This is a genomic window from Shewanella sp. FeAMO (assembly GCF_053653955.1).
The window spans coordinates 1,639,326-1,655,536 of the sequence record NZ_CM132201.1 but is presented as its reverse complement, the minus strand read 5'-3'; the positions used below and the strand labels follow the sequence as shown (position 1 = coordinate 1,655,536).

Here is a 16,211-nt window from a genome sequence, read left to right as displayed (position 1 = left end):
ACGCTGTCCGTATTGAATGCAAGTTATAAGCCAGGACTTATATATTCCTGGTTATCGGCCTCATTCACCCGGAATTGAATAATCTGTATCTAGTTTAGCGAGTTAAAGCGGGTAAAAGCGACTACTAACCTCGGATGGGCTTATCAAGTTGTTACTGGTCATCTCCATCGCATTTGTTATTATTCAAACATATACAGCTTTGACATCGACAAATGACCAGCCAAGCATCCATGCCAGCTTCAAACATACGGGTAGCCCTATACACGGTTTTTCACCTCAACCTGGCGTTTTCCTCCGTTGAAACAGAGCAGCACTCTGAGGTGGTAAAACGCTGCTACTGGCCATTGCTGCAGTTGGCTGAGGGGGGCATACCTGTTGGTCTTGAGCTAACCGCTTATACACTCGAGTGTATCAACGCGGTAGACCCGGCCTGGGTCATTCGCTTCAAAGAACTGTTGGAGCAACTAAAGTGCGAGCTGGTTGCCAGCGGCGACAGCCAAATCATTGGGCCGCTGATCCCGGCCGAGGTCAACTGTGCCAACCTGAGGCTGGGTCAAGAGGCTTATCAGCGCCTGTTGGGCATAAGCCCCAGACTCGCCTATCTCAATGAACAAGCGGTTTCAGCCGGCTTGCTTGATATCTACATAGATGAAGGCTTCGAAGCCGTGGTGGTAGAGTGGGACAATCCCTTTTCCCATAACCCAGAGTGGCAACGAGAGCGGTTAATGCGGCCACAATCGTTAAAGAGCGCCAGCGGCCGACAGATCAAGGTCATCTGGAACCATGCCATCGCCTTTCAAAAATTCCAGCGCTATGTTCACGGCGAGCTAACTCTGGAAGATTATCTGCAATATCTGCGCAAGGTGTTGAAACCCGGCACTCTGGCATTTCCGGTTTATGGCAGCGACGCCGAAGTGTTTGACTTCCGTCCCGGGCGCTACCATACCGAAGCCGAGCCAATAAGCGGCGAATGGCAACGCATAGCGCAGTTGTTCATGGCCCTCAATGACATGGACGGCTACCAGTGGAGCCTCCCCTCCAAGCTGCTGCAACATTGGCAAGGCTTAGAACCCCTGGCACTCACCAATGCCCAGCACCCGGTTTCGGTCAAGAAACAGGCCAAATACAACATTACCCGTTGGGGGCTGAGCGGCCGCAATGATCTCCACCTCAATAGCCTTTGTTACCAAAGGCTGGCTGAGCTCAAGGCGCAGCCCAATACAGACGATGCGAGTTGGCGAGACTTGTGCCGCCTCTGGGCCAGCGATCTCAGAACCCACCTGACCCAAGCGCGCTACGAGGCGCTGACATTGACCAAGATGGCTTCGGCCGCGCCAACATTTACGCCCTGGCAAACCCGTAAAGACATCCACATTCATTATGATGAGGCCAGACGCAGGCTGGAGGTGCAAACCCCGGACATCAGGCTGACACTCAACGGCAACCGCGGTCTGGCAATTGATACGCTGGCCTTTGCCAGCCATGACTTTGAAGCCGTTGTCGGTACCCTGTCACACGGCTACTTCGACCATATCAGCTATGGCGTCGATTTTTACAGCAATCACCTCCTGCTGGAGCGTTTTCGCGACCGCGACAGAGTGGCCGATCTCAATCGGGTGGAATACCAGCTAGGGGAGCAAGACGGCTGCCTGGTCATCTATTGCCGCCAAGCGCTCAAAAGCGGCGCGATATTAAAATGGTATCGGCTCGAAGGTGAGCGCCTCTTTAGCGGCTTTCATTTCGAAGAGAGCAGCCGCCCGGAAGCCTCGGTACGCTTGGGCTTTATGACCCTGCTCGATTGTGAGCAGCGGGCCTGGTATCAGACCCGTCTCGGTGGCCACAGGGATGAATATTTCCAGATAACCAGTGACATGGATCAGGGCGCGCCAATCTCCTCGATAGTCTCCTCATCCAGCGCCTTGGGGGCAACCTCGGGCTCCATCTGTTTTGGCACCCGGGCAAGAGGCATTCGTATTGACTGGAACCCTGCGCTTTGTGCCACCTTGCCGATGATTTCCAGCAAAAAAATCGATGAACAATATCTGAATCGGCTGTGGTTTTCGCTGGCTGAGGCCGATGAAACCCTCAAACCCGGCGGGCAACTGTTGAGCCTTGAGCTGTGCATCAGTCCAGTTAGCCAAACCTCTCCCCCTTCGGCAACAGAAACACCCAAAACAGAGGAACAGTCGCTATGACCAAGACACTTGCCATTGTCGGGGCCAGGCTCAACTCCAGTCGTCTGGCGGGAAAACACTTATTGCCACTGGCCGGCGACCCCATGATTAGCCATATTTGGCGCAGACTGATGCAATGCCAAGAAGTAAATGACTGTGAACTGGCCACAACCGCAGATGACTTTAACCGCCCACTGCAAGATTGGGCTGCTGAACATAGCGTCGAATGTCATCCCTATGAAGGCGATGTCAACGACCTGATGGCAAGGCTTGATTGCATAATCCAAAGGCAAGATCCGGATTATATTCTCTACGTCTGCGGTGATTGTCCACTGATAGATCCCGGCTTTATCGACCATGGGCTGAAAGCGCTCAAGGCATCGGGGAAAGACAGCATTGAACTGAACCCAGGCGTTGTTTCTATGCATGAAGGGATGGCCTTCTATAGCCGCCGGGGCTGGGACAAATTGATGTCGGTCAGTCAATGTGCCATGTCCAGAGAACACGTAGGCTATGGGGATAAGTTAACCCCGATACTCGAACGTTTGAGCATTCCCGACAGCGGCGACTATTCAAAAGTCCACCAGCGAATCTCTGTCGATACCCAGGCCGATTACCGCTTCATGACTGAGGTCTACCGCCGCTGGTACGCCGAGCATCCTGCAGACTCTATCGTTAGCCTCGTCTGGGTTCAGGAGCAACTGCTCAGTGACCCGGCCTTGAGTGCCATCAACGCCCATGTGCAGCAAAAGGCCGCTGATCGTCAATACGCCAAGGCCGGCATCTATTGTCACTTGGGAGCGGAGATCGGCCTGGGACACTTCAAGCGCGCCGAGTTAATCGCCGATGCCTTGCAGGAGTATCTGGCCATAGGTGCCCAAGTTCATGCGCTCTACGAAGGCTCGACACCTAACTCACTCGCCCAGACATCATCAGCAAAAGTCACTTGGTATCAAACAGAAGCGGAATGGCTTACTGCGTTGAAGGCCGATGCCAGCCCGCTGATCATACTGGATCTCCATCCGGATTTTATCGCTCTACCTGCCATCAAGCAGGCGCTGCAAAACCTAAGACACAAGGGATGCAAACTTGTCGGCATAGACAAACTGGCGCCGCTGTTACCTGAGTTGGATTGGCTGTTCATTCCCAGCTTCAATACCTCACTGCAACATCCCAAGGTATCTTCCGGCTGGCAAAACTACCTGTTCAGTCCCCTTCCCCAAAGGCCGAAGAAGCCTCAAATTTTGGTATTGACCGGCGGCAGCGATGCCCTGGGGTATGGCCAAGCGTTGCCAGGGTTACTGAGTCAACTGCATACCGATTGGCCGATAGTCTGGATCCAGGGGCCATTGGCACCGAGGCCACGATTGCCCGCCGGGTGTAATATCCAAGTGCTTAAAAATCCGGAAAATCTCAAGCAATTGATTGCCGAATCCGAAGTGGTGCTGAGCTGTTATGGCTTGTCGCTGTTTGAATCCATCTATGCAAGGGCGGCGACTTTGCTGCTGCCGCCAAGGCATCTGTGCGATGACGCCGAGCTGGCACTGTTGGAGAAAACGCAATCTTGCCTTATCAGCGACTCGCTCTCTGATGCCATTCACAAACTGGAACTGTTGCTCAGTGATGCCAAAGTGCGCGAAAATTTGCAAACAGAGGCCGCCAGGGTCTTTGCCAACCATGGCGGCATCAAGCAGCTGATGGCTGAAATCAGCTCGCTACTAAAATAGCGACAAAGCTAGTGGCAAAGCTAGTTGTAAAGAGAGCGGCAAAGAGAGCGACAAAGCTAGTCGCAAAGAGTAAAGCAAACGACAGCACGACGGTCCCAAGCTGACATTTTCGAGTTTACATTCTCGAGCTTAAGATGCCGCCCTGGTATTTAGGCTGGCGGTCAACTCATCAAGCACCTTTTGCTGAGCGGTTTCATCCAGAGCCGGATATAAAGGCAGAGTCAATATCTCATGATAAAACTGCTCTGCTGCCGGGAAATCGCCTTCTTTGAAGCCAAGAGAGAGGTAATAGGGTTGCAAGTGCACCGGGAAATAATGCACGTGCACCTGAACGCCTCGCTCTCGCATGGTATCGAACACCGCCCGGCGCCGCCCGGCCTCCTTGAGACGTATCATATAAAGATGACGAGCACTCATACTACCGGGTAAAGGCTCCACGCTCACAACCGGCAACTTGACCAGTGCTTGGCTGTAATAAGCGGCCAGTTGGTTGCGCTTGCAGACAAATTCATCCAAGCGCTCAAGTTGCGAAAGCCCCAGCGCCGCCTGCAGATCTGTCATACGGTAATTGAAGCCTAAGGTATGCTGCTCGTAGTACCAGTCGCCTTCGTCTGAACGCAGCATTTTGAGCGGATCTTTAGTAATCCCATGACTTCGATATAATCCAAGCCTAAACGCCAATTCGGGATCATTCGTCTGTGCCATTCCCCCCTCGGCGCTGGTAATTATCTTGACCGGATGAAAGCTGAAAACCGTGATGTCCGAAAACTCACAGCTACCAAGCTTATGCCCCTGATAACTGCCACCGATACCATGGGAGGCATCTTCGATGATCTTGAATCCATACTCTTTACCCAGCTCGGCGATAGCAGCCATATCACAGCTGTGACCACAGAGGTGAACCGGAATAACCACCTTGGGTAGAGTACCTTCTCGTTTAGCTTGCTCCAGCTTGGCCTTTAACGCTTCAGGGCACATGTTCCCGGATTCGGGATTGACATCGACAAAGTCCACTTCAGCGCCACAGTACAAGGCACAATTGGCAGAAGCTACGAAGGTAATGGGGGATGTCCACACTCTGTCGCCTGGCCCGACATCTAGTGCCAGGCAAGCAATATGCAAAGCCGAGGTGGCGCTGTTTACCGCAACGGCGAATTTGCCACCAGTATAGTCACACAACGCCTGTTCAAACGCCGGCACCTTGGGGCCCTGAGTCAGCCAGTCGGATTGCAAAACTTCAACGACAGCGTCAATATCGTCCCGGCTGATATTCTGTTTGCCATATGGGATCATACATCGGCATCCAGCTTGACTATTTCATCGCCGACCAGAAAATGAGGGTTGGTTCCCGAGTTATATTCAAATCCCATTGCTACCGGCTGCCCTGTCTCCCCAAGCGCATTGGTACAGAAATCGGTTTCCCGGCCAAAGAAACGGATGCTTGGCGTGATAACAAAGTGATCATCAAACTCGAGAGTATGGTGAGAGTCATCTGCAGGGCACATGATTTCGTGCATTTTCTCGCCGGGACGGATACCGATAACATCATGCTCCAGGTGCGGAGCATAAGCCTTGGCCAACTCAGTAATACGCACAGAGGGAATTTTGGGCACAAAGATCTCCCCGCCCTGCATCCGCGCAAAGTTCTTCAGCACAAAATCCACCCCTTGCTGCAGGGTGATCCAAAAGCGGGTCATCTCCGGATGGGTTATCGGCAAGGACTCGGCGCCATCGGCAACAAGCTTCTTGAAAAACGGCACCACAGAGCCCCGGGACCCCACCACATTGCCATAACGCACCGCTGCAAAACGTGTTTTGCTGCTGCCGACTATGTTATTGGCTGCAATAAACAGCTTATCGGAGGCCAATTTGGTGGCGCCATAGAGGTTGATAGGACTGGCCGCCTTATCGGTCGATAGCGCGATCACTTTCTTCACTTTATTGCTGATCGCCGCCTTAATTACATTCTCGGCGCCATGGATATTGGTCTTGATACATTCCATCGGATTGTATTCAGCAGCCGGAACCTGTTTCATCGCTGCGGCATGAATCACATAGTCCACATCCTGCATCGCCTGCATCAAACGGTCACTATCGCGCACATCGCCGATAAAGTATCGCATGCAGGGATCATTAAACTGCTGCTGCATCTCGAACTGCTTGAGCTCATCACGGGAAAAGATAATTAAACGCTTGGGTTTGTAGCGAGCCAGCAGAGTTCTGGTGTATTTCTGTCCGAAGGAACCTGTCCCACCAGTAATGAGTATTGTTTGGTTGTTGAACATATATTATCCAGCCCTCTGCTTTTACGCTGACGATAAACCTGAATGGCTTTACGTCATCCTCTTATCCCGGTCAATATACAAAATCTGAGCCAAACCAGGCTATTAACCAACAACTTAAAGTATGCACAGTATAGGTTTCATTGTATAACAAAAACTTAGGAGACAAAGTCAAAAGCCGATTTTCAATACAGAGATCACTTCACCTCTTTGAAAACTGGCACATATCTTGAGATTATGGACTCAAGCACAGTAAAACGTCAGACAATTGGCGTCCAAGCCATCAGGGGCCCAGATGCAAAGCACTCCATCAGCCATGCTCAATACTTTTGCCGTTAGCCGTTTCAACGAAACCTACCTGCCGGCGATCAACCGGCAGATATTTGAACAATTCGACTCGGCAAGCCAATATCGCAATAAATTCGCCAAGCAATTAACGGCTGAAGACACCCTTTACATCTTCACCGGCATGGATTCTGGCTTGTTGGCCAACTATATACTGTCTATGGAGCTTCCAGCCGGAAGCCGCTTTATCTTCGTCGAACTGCCGGAAGTGTTGAGCCTACTCAATATTGACCTTCCAGATTCACTCAAGAGTAAGTTATGGATCACTACAGAAGCCGAATTGCCCGAGATACTCAAACAAGCCGGTAATGATATTTGTATCGCCAAAGGCCAATACCGCCATTACCACTCTATGGCCGCAGCAGCCGAGACGCTTCCCGAGTATATTTTGCTAAAAAGTGCTATTGCACAGGCATTGGATCACGAACGTTTCAATCAAGGTGTCAACTACAACCAGAAAGAGTTTGTACAGCGGCAACTGGAAAATGTCTGCGATAACCACTCTCCGGCAGAAATACTGCGAGGGCATTTTGAAGGGGAAACCGCCATTATAGTCGCGGGCGGCCCTTCAATGGACTTACAGCTCGATTGGCTCAAGGCCAATCAACAGAGAATGACCATATTCGCGGTTTCCCGCATTGCTGCCAAGCTCATCAATCACGGGATAAAACCTGACATAGTCGTGACAGTGGATCCACAGGCATTCAGCTTTGATGTCAGTAGAGAGATGATGCAATACCCCGAAGATTTTCTCCTGGTTCACTCTTACCACGCCCACCCTTGGATAGTGGGCCAATGGGCCGGGGGAAATCTCTATCTGGGTGACCGCTTCCCCTGGCAAACCCATCACAGCAATATCATCACCAAAGGCCCAACTGTCACCAACAGTTCATTATTGCTGGCAATAGAGATGGGCTTTAGCCAAATACTGTTTACCGGCATGGATCTGTGTTACTCAAGGCATGGCGTTTCTCACGCATCCGGCACTCAGGAAGCGAAATTGGGTCCCAGCCTTGGGCATATGTGTGAATGGGTGGAGACCTACAGCGGCTATCTGGCAGAGACCCCTCTTCAGTTACTCCATGCCAGGCAGGCGATTGAAGATGAAATCGCCGCCCATCCCCAGCATGAATATATAAACCTTTCCGAGGACGCCGCCAGAATAGCGGGCATTGGTTTTTGCTCTCACGAGAACATAAAACTACAACAGCGCAAAAAACCCTTGTCAGAGCGGTTTTCAAGCTCAAACTTGAAACAAGTAAATAAGAAAGCCGATCTGCAACTGTGTTTTCAACAACTCGAACAAGCCAAGCAAAAGTTGACCCGAATTGAAAACCTTACCCATAAGGCATTCAAAGCCTGTCAGGCTGAAATCAATTCAAAAAACCCTTCGAACAAACTGTTAAAACAACTGCAGACCACAGAGGCCAAACTCAACAAAGACTTCAGTGACATGGCTCAACTGATCAAGTTTTATGGTTACCGGGAATTTTCAGCATTTCTAACCGCTCGCAGCAGCGACGAGTGGACTCAAACCCAAATGCAGCAGATGAACCTGGATTACTACCAGGCCTATTGTGTCATTGCCAAGCACTTGGGCGGGCTTGTTGATAGCGCCTTAACCCGGGTGAAATCCCGCCAAGAAGAACTCAGCCCGGATGCCAAACTCGAGTCACTGGCCAAGCAGTGGCAGCAGGATAACACGCCAGGCAGAGTGCATATTTGGCGACAAAACCATCAAATACGGCCTCAGGAACTAACTCTGGCCGATGAACTCGATAAGAACTTCCACAGGATGTTGACTACTGCACGCCAAGTTTATCGCGACGTCTTGGCCGACAGTAATACTCAGGACAGAATATTTGACAAGATAATGCTGTTTAAGAGTCAACGGCATCAACACGGTCTGCAGCAAATGGTGAATAACCTCGAATTCGTACTGCCGGAAAAACCCGAGCTCAAACGCCTCTATTGGCTGGCCAAAGCCAATTTGGAGGTGCTTAAACAAGCCCCTGAACAAGCACTGCATGCGCTGCAACAGATAGATCAGCAACAAATAACCGAAACCGAGCTCAGAATGATTTCAGTGCTGGCGCTGCAGCTCAACCTGCTGCCTTTGGCCGAAACCACTCTGGCGGAATTAAGCCACTTGAATGACAGTTTTCTACCGCAATATGCCCACGTTTTACGTCTCAGTGGTAAAGGGCAACGGGCACTGGAAACCTATCTGGATTATCTAGGTAAATATCCGCAGGATCTGCAGGTATGGCTGAAGTTAGCGCAGTTCATGCAGGCAGTGCAGCAGGATGAAGCCGCAGTCACGGCGTTTCATAAAGTACTGGAGCTTGACCCGGATAATCTCAGCGCCAAGCAGGGATTAACTGAACTGCAAAACAGAAACTAAACGCCAAAGGCCGTTTCCTGCGGCCTTTCTTTTCCCCTTTCGCCACCGTTATAATGCCCCGGCAAATAAGCGCAGTTCCGGAGAACAAAACTTGAATCACAGCTATATTCCACTCGATCAGTATCGCCGCAAATGGATCTTCAACCATAAGGATCTGCCGGTCAGCGACCAGGACAAGGCGGCCATATTGCCACTGGATCAGAAGAGTGCCATGGAAGTGTGGAATCGCTGGATAAGCAATAAGAGCAGCTGCGCCGAGGATTTTACCAAGGGCGACTGGGCCAGCCGCAGTTCCACCTGGCATCAAACGGAATACTGGCAAAGCCATTGGGACAGCGAAGACAACAGCCTGCCGGAACCTCTGGCCGAATTTATCGACTGGCCGGCGGATGCCCCTGTATATTTCTGTTATGAAAAGTATCAGGTGATCCAAACATGCTGGGAAGTCTTCGCCCGGAACTGGAAATGCTTTCTATTTTTCGACGATGGTCCCTTACTGATAAGCCCCAAACACAAGCAAGCCGTCTGGTTCAGTCAGGATGGCAACTTCAAAATGGGCCTACGCGGATAGTTTTGACAAGCGTTCAATCAACAATAAAACCCTTGTTAGTATCATTAAGATACAAGCGACCAAGAGAGCAAAATGAAAAAAATAGCCTTAACCGCCCTGCTGTTGGGATTGTCTCTATCCACCACAATCAATGCCCGCGAAATTGCCGGTGAAAATATCCCGGAAACCCTCAGCATTCAGGCAGCAACCCCGCTTAAGCTCAATGGTGCCGGGGTACGCAGCAAGTTCTTTATGGATCTCTACATTGGGGGTCTCTATCTGCCTGCTAAGGCGACTACCACAGCCGCAGTATTGGAGCAGCCACAGGCAGCAGTCAGCTTAAAGATAGTCTCGGGTCTTATCACCGCAGATAAGATGCGCTCGGCGATTACTGAAGGTTTCGATGACGCAACAGGCGGTAAAACTGAGGCCATACAAGCCGATATCGACCGTTTTATGAGCCTGTTTCAGGAAGAGATCAAAGAAGGCGATACCTTTCTCCTGTATACCAGCCAGGAAAGTGGTGTCAGTGCCTATAAGAACGGTGAATTGCAGGACACCATCGCCGGGGAAAACTTTCGCCGCGCGCTGCTGAACATTTGGCTCGGCGATGAACCGGCCCAGAGCAGCCTGAAAAAGGCGATGCTGGCTAACTGAGCCTCTGAATGAATTTCACGGGCCAATAGCTTAGCGAATGACCCGGTTTAATCGATGAAACTTGCTCGCTTCTGCGGGCAAGTTAATCAAAAACTATAGCTGAGATGGACAGCGCCGGCCAGATAGTTATCCAGCTCCTGCTTGATCTCAGGCTCGCTCAACTCAAGCTCGGGGTTGATGAAGTAACCCACATAGGCGTTGAGATTGAACCCTTGTCCCAGCTGCCAGCCCAAACGGGCGAAGCTGCTGATTTCCGTCAGCTCCAGTGTCTGTTCGTTTTCCCCCACCAAAATCCGCTCAGTGCGATGAGATGACCCCAACCCCAGCTCCATCTCAGGCGAAATCCGATAACTGAACTCTATCCCGGCCGGACCGGTAAAACCTGCCTGAAAGGGGTTGCCCACCCGCCATCTGTCACTGAGTTGCCAATCGATAAGCAAGTAAGGAACTGTTCTTACCTCACTGATATCATTGAGATAAGCAACCCCAAAACCCAACATGTTACCCGAATCAAACCTGTGAACCGCGCCGGCGATGACACCATAGCTTCTGGCATCAGAAGAGGAAACATCATCACTGTAAGCATACTGCAACTGAGGCGCCAGCATCAGACTCCAATGCCGGTTCAGGGTATATCTCAGGCTGACAGAAGCCGAGTAACGCTGGGCCGAGTCAAACTGACTGGCAGCAAAAGCAATATCACTGGCGCCATTGGTTGGCAAAGCAGAGAAATCCCAATCCAGTTTGTCATAGCCAAGGCTGACACCCAGACCCCAACGTTCATCCAGTTGCCAATCTCCGCGTGCGCCCAGAAGATAACTGCGGCGTCCCAGCTCTCCACCACCATCAATATCCGTATCGGCATTTTCAATGGCCGCCAGGCTCAGGGTATAGCGGGAGGTTGGTGCCTCTGCGGCCAATAAGCCGGTGCTGGCACTGATAGCGCCCAGTAAGATAAATGCGGCCGTTTTTTTCATTTCATGTCCTTTTGCCGTTCAAAGAAAAGCCCAATTATAACAGTACGCTATTCCAACCTATGCGCTTTGAGAAACAATCCCGCCGTTTCAATGCAATAATCCCTGTGTTGCGCCTCGAGTTGCCCTGTATCCAGCCCCAACTCTTTTCTGAGCCGCAGCTCACCAAACAACATTAGGCTCAGCCTCACCGCGGCCTGACGCTTGTTGCCGAAGTGGTACCCGCCATGACGCTCAACCTGGGTAAAGAAATCCACCAACAGACCCAACATGTACTCGGGTCCGGCATCGAAATAAAGCTGCGCCGGTTCTGGATGAGTATCCACTTGGGAAACACAGGCGCGATAAACCGTAATGGCATCCTCACTGACGATCAGCTCGCCGAAATACTCAGCAAACACCGCCAGTGCCTGCTCCGGCCGGGCAGCGTCGGCCAACAGCACTTCGGCAATCTGGCGAACCACGCACTTGGATTCAATGGCCGCCACAAACAGCTCATCCTTACAACCAAAATGAGCGTAAACCGTTTGCTTCGACACCCCGGCGGTTTTAGCCACTTCATCCATGCTGGTATTGGGAAACCCTTGAGCGCAGAAGAGCTCGATTGCGGCTTCCAGTATCTGAGCCCTCTTCTGTTCACTACGACTTAATTGCTGAGTATTCATATCGTTATAACTAGTACCTAATTCGGCAACGCCTTGGAATGCATTAGACCATAAAATAGACTAGACAGTCCAGTTCTACCAAACTAGACTAGTAAGTCCAGTTTAACCTATCAATAACAATTATCAGTCAAAGCAGGGAGAGGACGTTGCAACAGACCATCAAGGACGCCGGAAAAACCAAGGTACCCCGGCCTGAAACCAAATACGTCAGCCACAGGAGCCTGGGCAGAGGTGCGCTGGTCGCCACCCTCACTTTGTTATTATCTCTATCCGCCTGCCAACCGCAGCCATCTGAGCACAGTGAAACCAACCCCCCAGTGGTCAACAGCGCCAATCTTGTGTTAAAGCCAGGTTACACCAAGCTGCAGCAATTCAGTGGCAGCGTACGAGCCGGCAATACCACAGGCATAGGCTTCGAACTCGCAGGCAAGTTGCAAAAACTCCTGGTAGATACAGGTGACAGAGTTAAACCCGGACAACTGTTGGCACAGTTGGATACCAGCTTGCTGGAAGCCGAGCAGACCGAATTACAGGCGGCACTGGATCAGAACCAGGCCGATATCTCGCTGGCCCGGGCAACGTTGAAACGCTCACTGGAGCTCAGTGCCAAACAATATCTTTCCGAGCAGCAACTCGACGAGCTCAAAGGCAAGCTGGCCAGCCTGGAAGCCGGGCACGCCAGGCTGGAAGCCTCACTGAAGGCCAATGAGCTTAAGCGGCAGAAATCGCTTCTCATCGCCCCCTTTGCCGGTGTGATAGCCGCAAGAGAGCATAATCTCGGCGAAGTCATCGCCCTGGGCAGCCCGGTATTTACCCTGGTGCAGAGCGACAATCTGCAGGCACTGATAGGTGTGCCGCTGAATATTGCCGAGCAGTTGCAACCGGGAGCCATTCTCAGTCTCAGAGTCGCCGAACACTACTATCAGGCCCAACTGCAAGGGATCAGCGGCCAAATCAACCCCGTCACCCGCACAGTGCAGCTCAGGTTCAGCATCACCCCCACATCGGAAACGACACCTATCAATGGCGAACTGGCTTATTTGCAGTACCGCCGTGAAGTTCCCCGTGAAGGCTACTGGGTTCCGGTATCGGCGCTCACCGACGGTATTCGCGGTCTGTGGAATCTGTACGTGCTCAAGCAAGATGTCGAAGGGTTTAAACTGCAGCGCCGCGATGTGGAAATTCTCTATACCGAGGGCGACAACGCCTTTATTACCGGTGCCATCAGCCCGGGAGAGCAGTTTGTCACCACAGGCCTGCATAAACTGGTTGCCGGGCAAAGAGTCTCACCGGGAGCGGCATTGACCGCAAGAGGTGGACAATGAACGCTGTTATCAAGGCTTTTGTCGAGAATGGCCGCCTCGCCAGCCTGTTGATAGCCCTATTGCTGGTTGCCGGGCTCGGCGCCATTTCCAGCCTGCCACGCACCGAAGACCCCCATATCACCAACCGCTTTGCCTCTGTGATCACCAGCTATCCGGGCGCTTCCGCCGAGCGGGTCGAGGCACTGGTGACTGAAGTACTGGAAAATGAGCTTAGACGACTTGAGGAACTCAAGCTTATCCAGTCCACCTCAAGACCCGGGGTCTCGGTGATTCAACTCGAGCTCAAAGATAACGTCATAGAAACCGAGCCGGTCTGGTCGAGAGCCAGAGATCTGCTGGCCGACAGCAGCGGCCGCCTGCCACAGAGTGTCAATCTGCCGGTACTGGACGATCAGCTGGGTTACGCCTACACCGCCATCATAGGCCTGGGATGGCACGGCGGCGGTGAATCGCGCCCCGACATTCTCAGCCGTTACGCCAAAGAGTTGCAAAGCAAACTGCGGCTCTTGAGCGGTACAGACTTTGTCAAACTCTATGGCGCGCCGACGGAGGAAATTCTGGTAACGCTGGATGGCGAGCGTATCAATCGTCTCGGACTGACACCGGGAGCCGTTGCCGGAATTCTCAATCAGGCCGATACCAAGGTGTCGGCCGGTGAAATCAACAACCAGAGCTTCCGGGCATTGGTGGAAGTTTCCGGTGAACTGGACTCGCTGGAGCGTATCCGCCAGGTGCCGCTGAAGACCGACAGTTTCGGGCAACTGATCCGCCTTGGCGATATCGCCGTTATCAGCCGCCAGCCCAAGGATCCGCCGGATAATCTGGCGCTGCTGGACGGTGAGCCCGGCATCATGGTGGCCGCCCGCATGCTCAACAACACTCGGGTGGATATCTGGAGTGAACAAGTCCGCCAGGTTGCGGCCGAGCTGGAACAAGGCTTCCCTGCCAATATCCGCATGCAATGGCTGTTTGAGCAAGAGGGGTATACCAATGAGCGTCTGCAGGAATTGCTCGTCAACCTGCTGCAGGGGTTTGTGCTCATTCTCCTGGTGCTACTGGTGACTGTCGGCATGCGCAATGCGCTTATCGTCGCCTTGTCGCTGCCACTGACAGCACTGTTTACCCTGGCCTGCATGAAGTTTACCGGCCTGCCCATTCATCAGATGTCGGTCACCGGCCTGGTAGTGGCACTGGGGATCATGGTGGATAACGCCATTGTGATTGTCGATGCCATTGCCCAGCGTCGCCGCGAAGGCATGAGCAAGCTGCAGGCGGTCAATGCCACCATCAGGCACCTATGGCTGCCGCTCGCCGGCTCTACCATCACCACCATGCTGGCATTCGCGCCGATAGTGCTGATGCCGGGCGCCGCCGGCGAGTTTGTCGGTGGCATTGCCATTTCGGTGATCTTTGCCCTGCTCGGCTCCTACCTCATATCCCACACCCTGATAGCCGGTCTCGCCGGGCGCTTTAGCCGCGCCAGGGACAACAACAGCTGGTATCACCACGGAGTGAATCTGCCAAGGCTTGCCAGAGCCTATCGCCAGACTCTGCAACTGGCGCTTGACTACCCGAAAACTGCGGCGCTGCTGATCGGTATCTTGCCGCTGACAGGCTTTGTGGCCTCCGGGCAGATGACAGAGCAGTTTTTCCCGCCATCGGACAGAAACATGTTCCAGCTGGAGCTCTACCTCTCGCCCCATGCCAGCCTGGCGAGAACGGAGCAGAGGGTCAAACAGCTCGATAGTGAGCTGCGCAGTACTGACGGCATAGAAAGCGTCAATTGGGTCATAGGCGGGAACGTGCCCTCCTTCTACTACAACCTGACTCAAAAGCAGCAAGGCGCCAGCCAATACGCCCAGGCAATGGTAAGGACCCGCGACTTTCGCACCGCCAACCGCTTAATCCCCGAGTTGCAACAGCGGCTGGATAAGGACTATCCGGATGCGCAGATCCTGGTGCGTAAACTGGAGCAGGGCCCTCCCTTCAACGCCCCTGTGGAGTTGAGGCTTTATGGCCCCAACCTCGACAGGTTGGCCGAGCTTGGGGATGAGGTGCGGCGAATGTTGGCCGAGACCCGGGATGTGATCCACACCCGGGCAACCCTGAGCCCGGGGGCGCCCAAGGTGTGGCTGCAGCTCGATGAAGATGCCAGCCTGATGGCCGGCCTGAATCTGGGAGAAATCGCCTCGCAGATTCAGATGTCCACCACAGGCATCACAGGCGGTAGCCTGCTGGAGCAAACCGAATCGCTGCCGGTGAGAGTCAAGCTGGGTGCCGGTGTCGGCGAGCAGCAATCCAGGCTGTCACAGATAAGTCTGCTGTCGCCCAATGGTGAGTCGATTCCACTTTCGGCCGTGAGTCAAAGCCATGTCAATGCCAGTCGCGGCGCCATTCCTCACTATAATGGCCAGCGGGTCAATATTCTCGAAGCCTATATCGCCTCTGGCGTGCTGCCGCAAAAAGTGCTGGAGCGAGTCAAACCCAAACTGGCCGAGCTTAAACTGCCCGCCTCCTACCGAATAGAGATAGGCGGTGAGAGTGCCAAGCGTGATGAAGCCGTGGGTAATCTGCTCTCCAATATCGTCTTGGTGATCACCGCATTGCTGACAGTGCTGGTACTCTCTTTCAACTCCTTCAGACTGACGGGAATCATTCTGCTCAGCGCCCTGCAATCGGCGGGGCTCGGGCTGCTGGCGGTCTGGGCTTTGGGTTATCCCTTTGGCTTTACCGTGATAATAGGTCTGCTGGGCTTGATGGGCCTGGCTATCAATGCCGCGATAGTGATCCTGGCCGAACTCGAGTCCGAGCCTATGGCACGCGCCGGCGACACCGAAGTCATTCTCGCCGGGGTGATGAGTTGCAGTCGTCATATAGGTTCAACCACCATCACTACAGTAGGCGGCTTTCTGCCACTTATTCTGGGCGGCGGCGGTTTTTGGCCCCCCTTTGCCATAGCCATTGCCGGAGGCACGGCACTGACCACCCTCTTGTCTCTGGTTTGGGTACCTGTGGTCTACTCTCTATGGCTGAAACCTCGGCCAGAATGCTCCCGCGATTTGGCAATGGCGAACCAATTTTGATCAAAAAAGGCACACCCAAACGGGT

Annotated in this window: 11 protein-coding genes; 7 read left to right on the top strand and 4 right to left on the bottom strand. The window is 52.9% G+C overall.

The annotated features are described in order from the left end of the window. The first annotated feature begins 230 nt into the window (after positions 1 to 230). Together ACWAU4_RS07445 and ACWAU4_RS07440 are read left to right on the top strand one after the other, a co-directional pair. Entirely contained in the window at positions 231 to 2,195 is a 1,965-nt protein-coding gene (locus ACWAU4_RS07445; protein ID WP_208125688.1) for a glycoside hydrolase, read from the top strand. Continuing rightward, complete coding sequence (locus ACWAU4_RS07440) at positions 2,192 to 3,901, top strand: cytidylyltransferase domain-containing protein (RefSeq protein ID WP_096141458.1); 1,710 nt, start codon at positions 2,192 to 2,194, stop codon at positions 3,899 to 3,901. The genes ACWAU4_RS07445 and ACWAU4_RS07440 overlap by 4 nt, the downstream gene beginning before the upstream one ends. A 129-nt stretch (positions 3,902 to 4,030) precedes the next feature. Here ACWAU4_RS07440 and pseC read toward each other — a convergent pair whose 3' ends face one another. Further along, positions 4,031 to 5,194 (bottom strand): UDP-4-amino-4,6-dideoxy-N-acetyl-beta-L-altrosamine transaminase, encoded by a 1,164-nt coding sequence (pseC, locus tag ACWAU4_RS07435; protein WP_208125687.1) that lies wholly within the window; start codon positions 5,192 to 5,194, stop codon positions 4,031 to 4,033. Continuing rightward, positions 5,191 to 6,186, bottom strand: coding sequence for a UDP-N-acetylglucosamine 4,6-dehydratase (inverting) (gene pseB / locus ACWAU4_RS07430; protein WP_208125686.1), 996 nt, complete (start codon positions 6,184 to 6,186; stop codon positions 5,191 to 5,193). Before pseB ends, pseC begins: the two co-directional genes overlap by 4 nt. Before the next feature lie 292 nt (positions 6,187 to 6,478). On the opposite strand from pseB, the gene ACWAU4_RS07425 reads away from it, so the two are divergent. The 3 genes from ACWAU4_RS07425 (at position 6,479) to ACWAU4_RS07415 (ending at position 10,139) form a co-directional block, all read left to right on the top strand. Further along, positions 6,479 to 8,932: a motility associated factor glycosyltransferase family protein gene (locus ACWAU4_RS07425; RefSeq protein WP_454290517.1), complete on the top strand. Its 2,454-nt coding sequence runs from the start codon at positions 6,479 to 6,481 to the stop codon at positions 8,930 to 8,932. A 91-nt stretch (positions 8,933 to 9,023) separates the two neighbouring features. After that, a complete protein-coding gene (locus ACWAU4_RS07420; RefSeq protein ID WP_045282504.1) occupies positions 9,024 to 9,503 on the top strand; it encodes a DUF2947 domain-containing protein in 480 nt (159 codons plus the stop codon). 72 nt (positions 9,504 to 9,575) lie between these two features. Beyond that, complete coding sequence (locus ACWAU4_RS07415) at positions 9,576 to 10,139, top strand: chalcone isomerase family protein (protein WP_025009384.1); 564 nt, start codon at positions 9,576 to 9,578, stop codon at positions 10,137 to 10,139. An 86-nt stretch (positions 10,140 to 10,225) separates the two neighbouring features. On the opposite strand, the gene ACWAU4_RS07410 is transcribed toward ACWAU4_RS07415, so the two are convergent. Both ACWAU4_RS07410 and ACWAU4_RS07405 read right to left on the bottom strand, forming a co-directional pair. Then, a complete protein-coding gene (locus ACWAU4_RS07410; RefSeq protein WP_208125684.1) occupies positions 10,226 to 11,116 on the bottom strand; it encodes a DUF6268 family outer membrane beta-barrel protein in 891 nt (296 codons plus the stop codon). Positions 11,117 to 11,163: 47 nt separating this feature from the next. Beyond that, complete coding sequence (locus tag ACWAU4_RS07405; protein ID WP_025009386.1) at positions 11,164 to 11,778, bottom strand: TetR/AcrR family transcriptional regulator; 615 nt, start codon at positions 11,776 to 11,778, stop codon at positions 11,164 to 11,166. 221 nt (positions 11,779 to 11,999) lie between these two features. Between ACWAU4_RS07405 and ACWAU4_RS07400 the strand changes: the two genes are divergently transcribed. Together ACWAU4_RS07400 and ACWAU4_RS07395 are read left to right on the top strand one after the other, a co-directional pair. Next, entirely contained in the window at positions 12,000 to 13,103 is a 1,104-nt protein-coding gene (locus ACWAU4_RS07400; RefSeq protein ID WP_208126138.1) for an efflux RND transporter periplasmic adaptor subunit, read from the top strand. Further along, positions 13,100 to 16,186, top strand: a complete 3,087-nt coding sequence (locus ACWAU4_RS07395; RefSeq protein ID WP_208125683.1) for an efflux RND transporter permease subunit — start codon at positions 13,100 to 13,102, stop codon at positions 16,184 to 16,186. The genes ACWAU4_RS07400 and ACWAU4_RS07395 overlap by 4 nt, the downstream gene beginning before the upstream one ends. Positions 16,187 to 16,211: the final 25 nt, after the last annotated feature.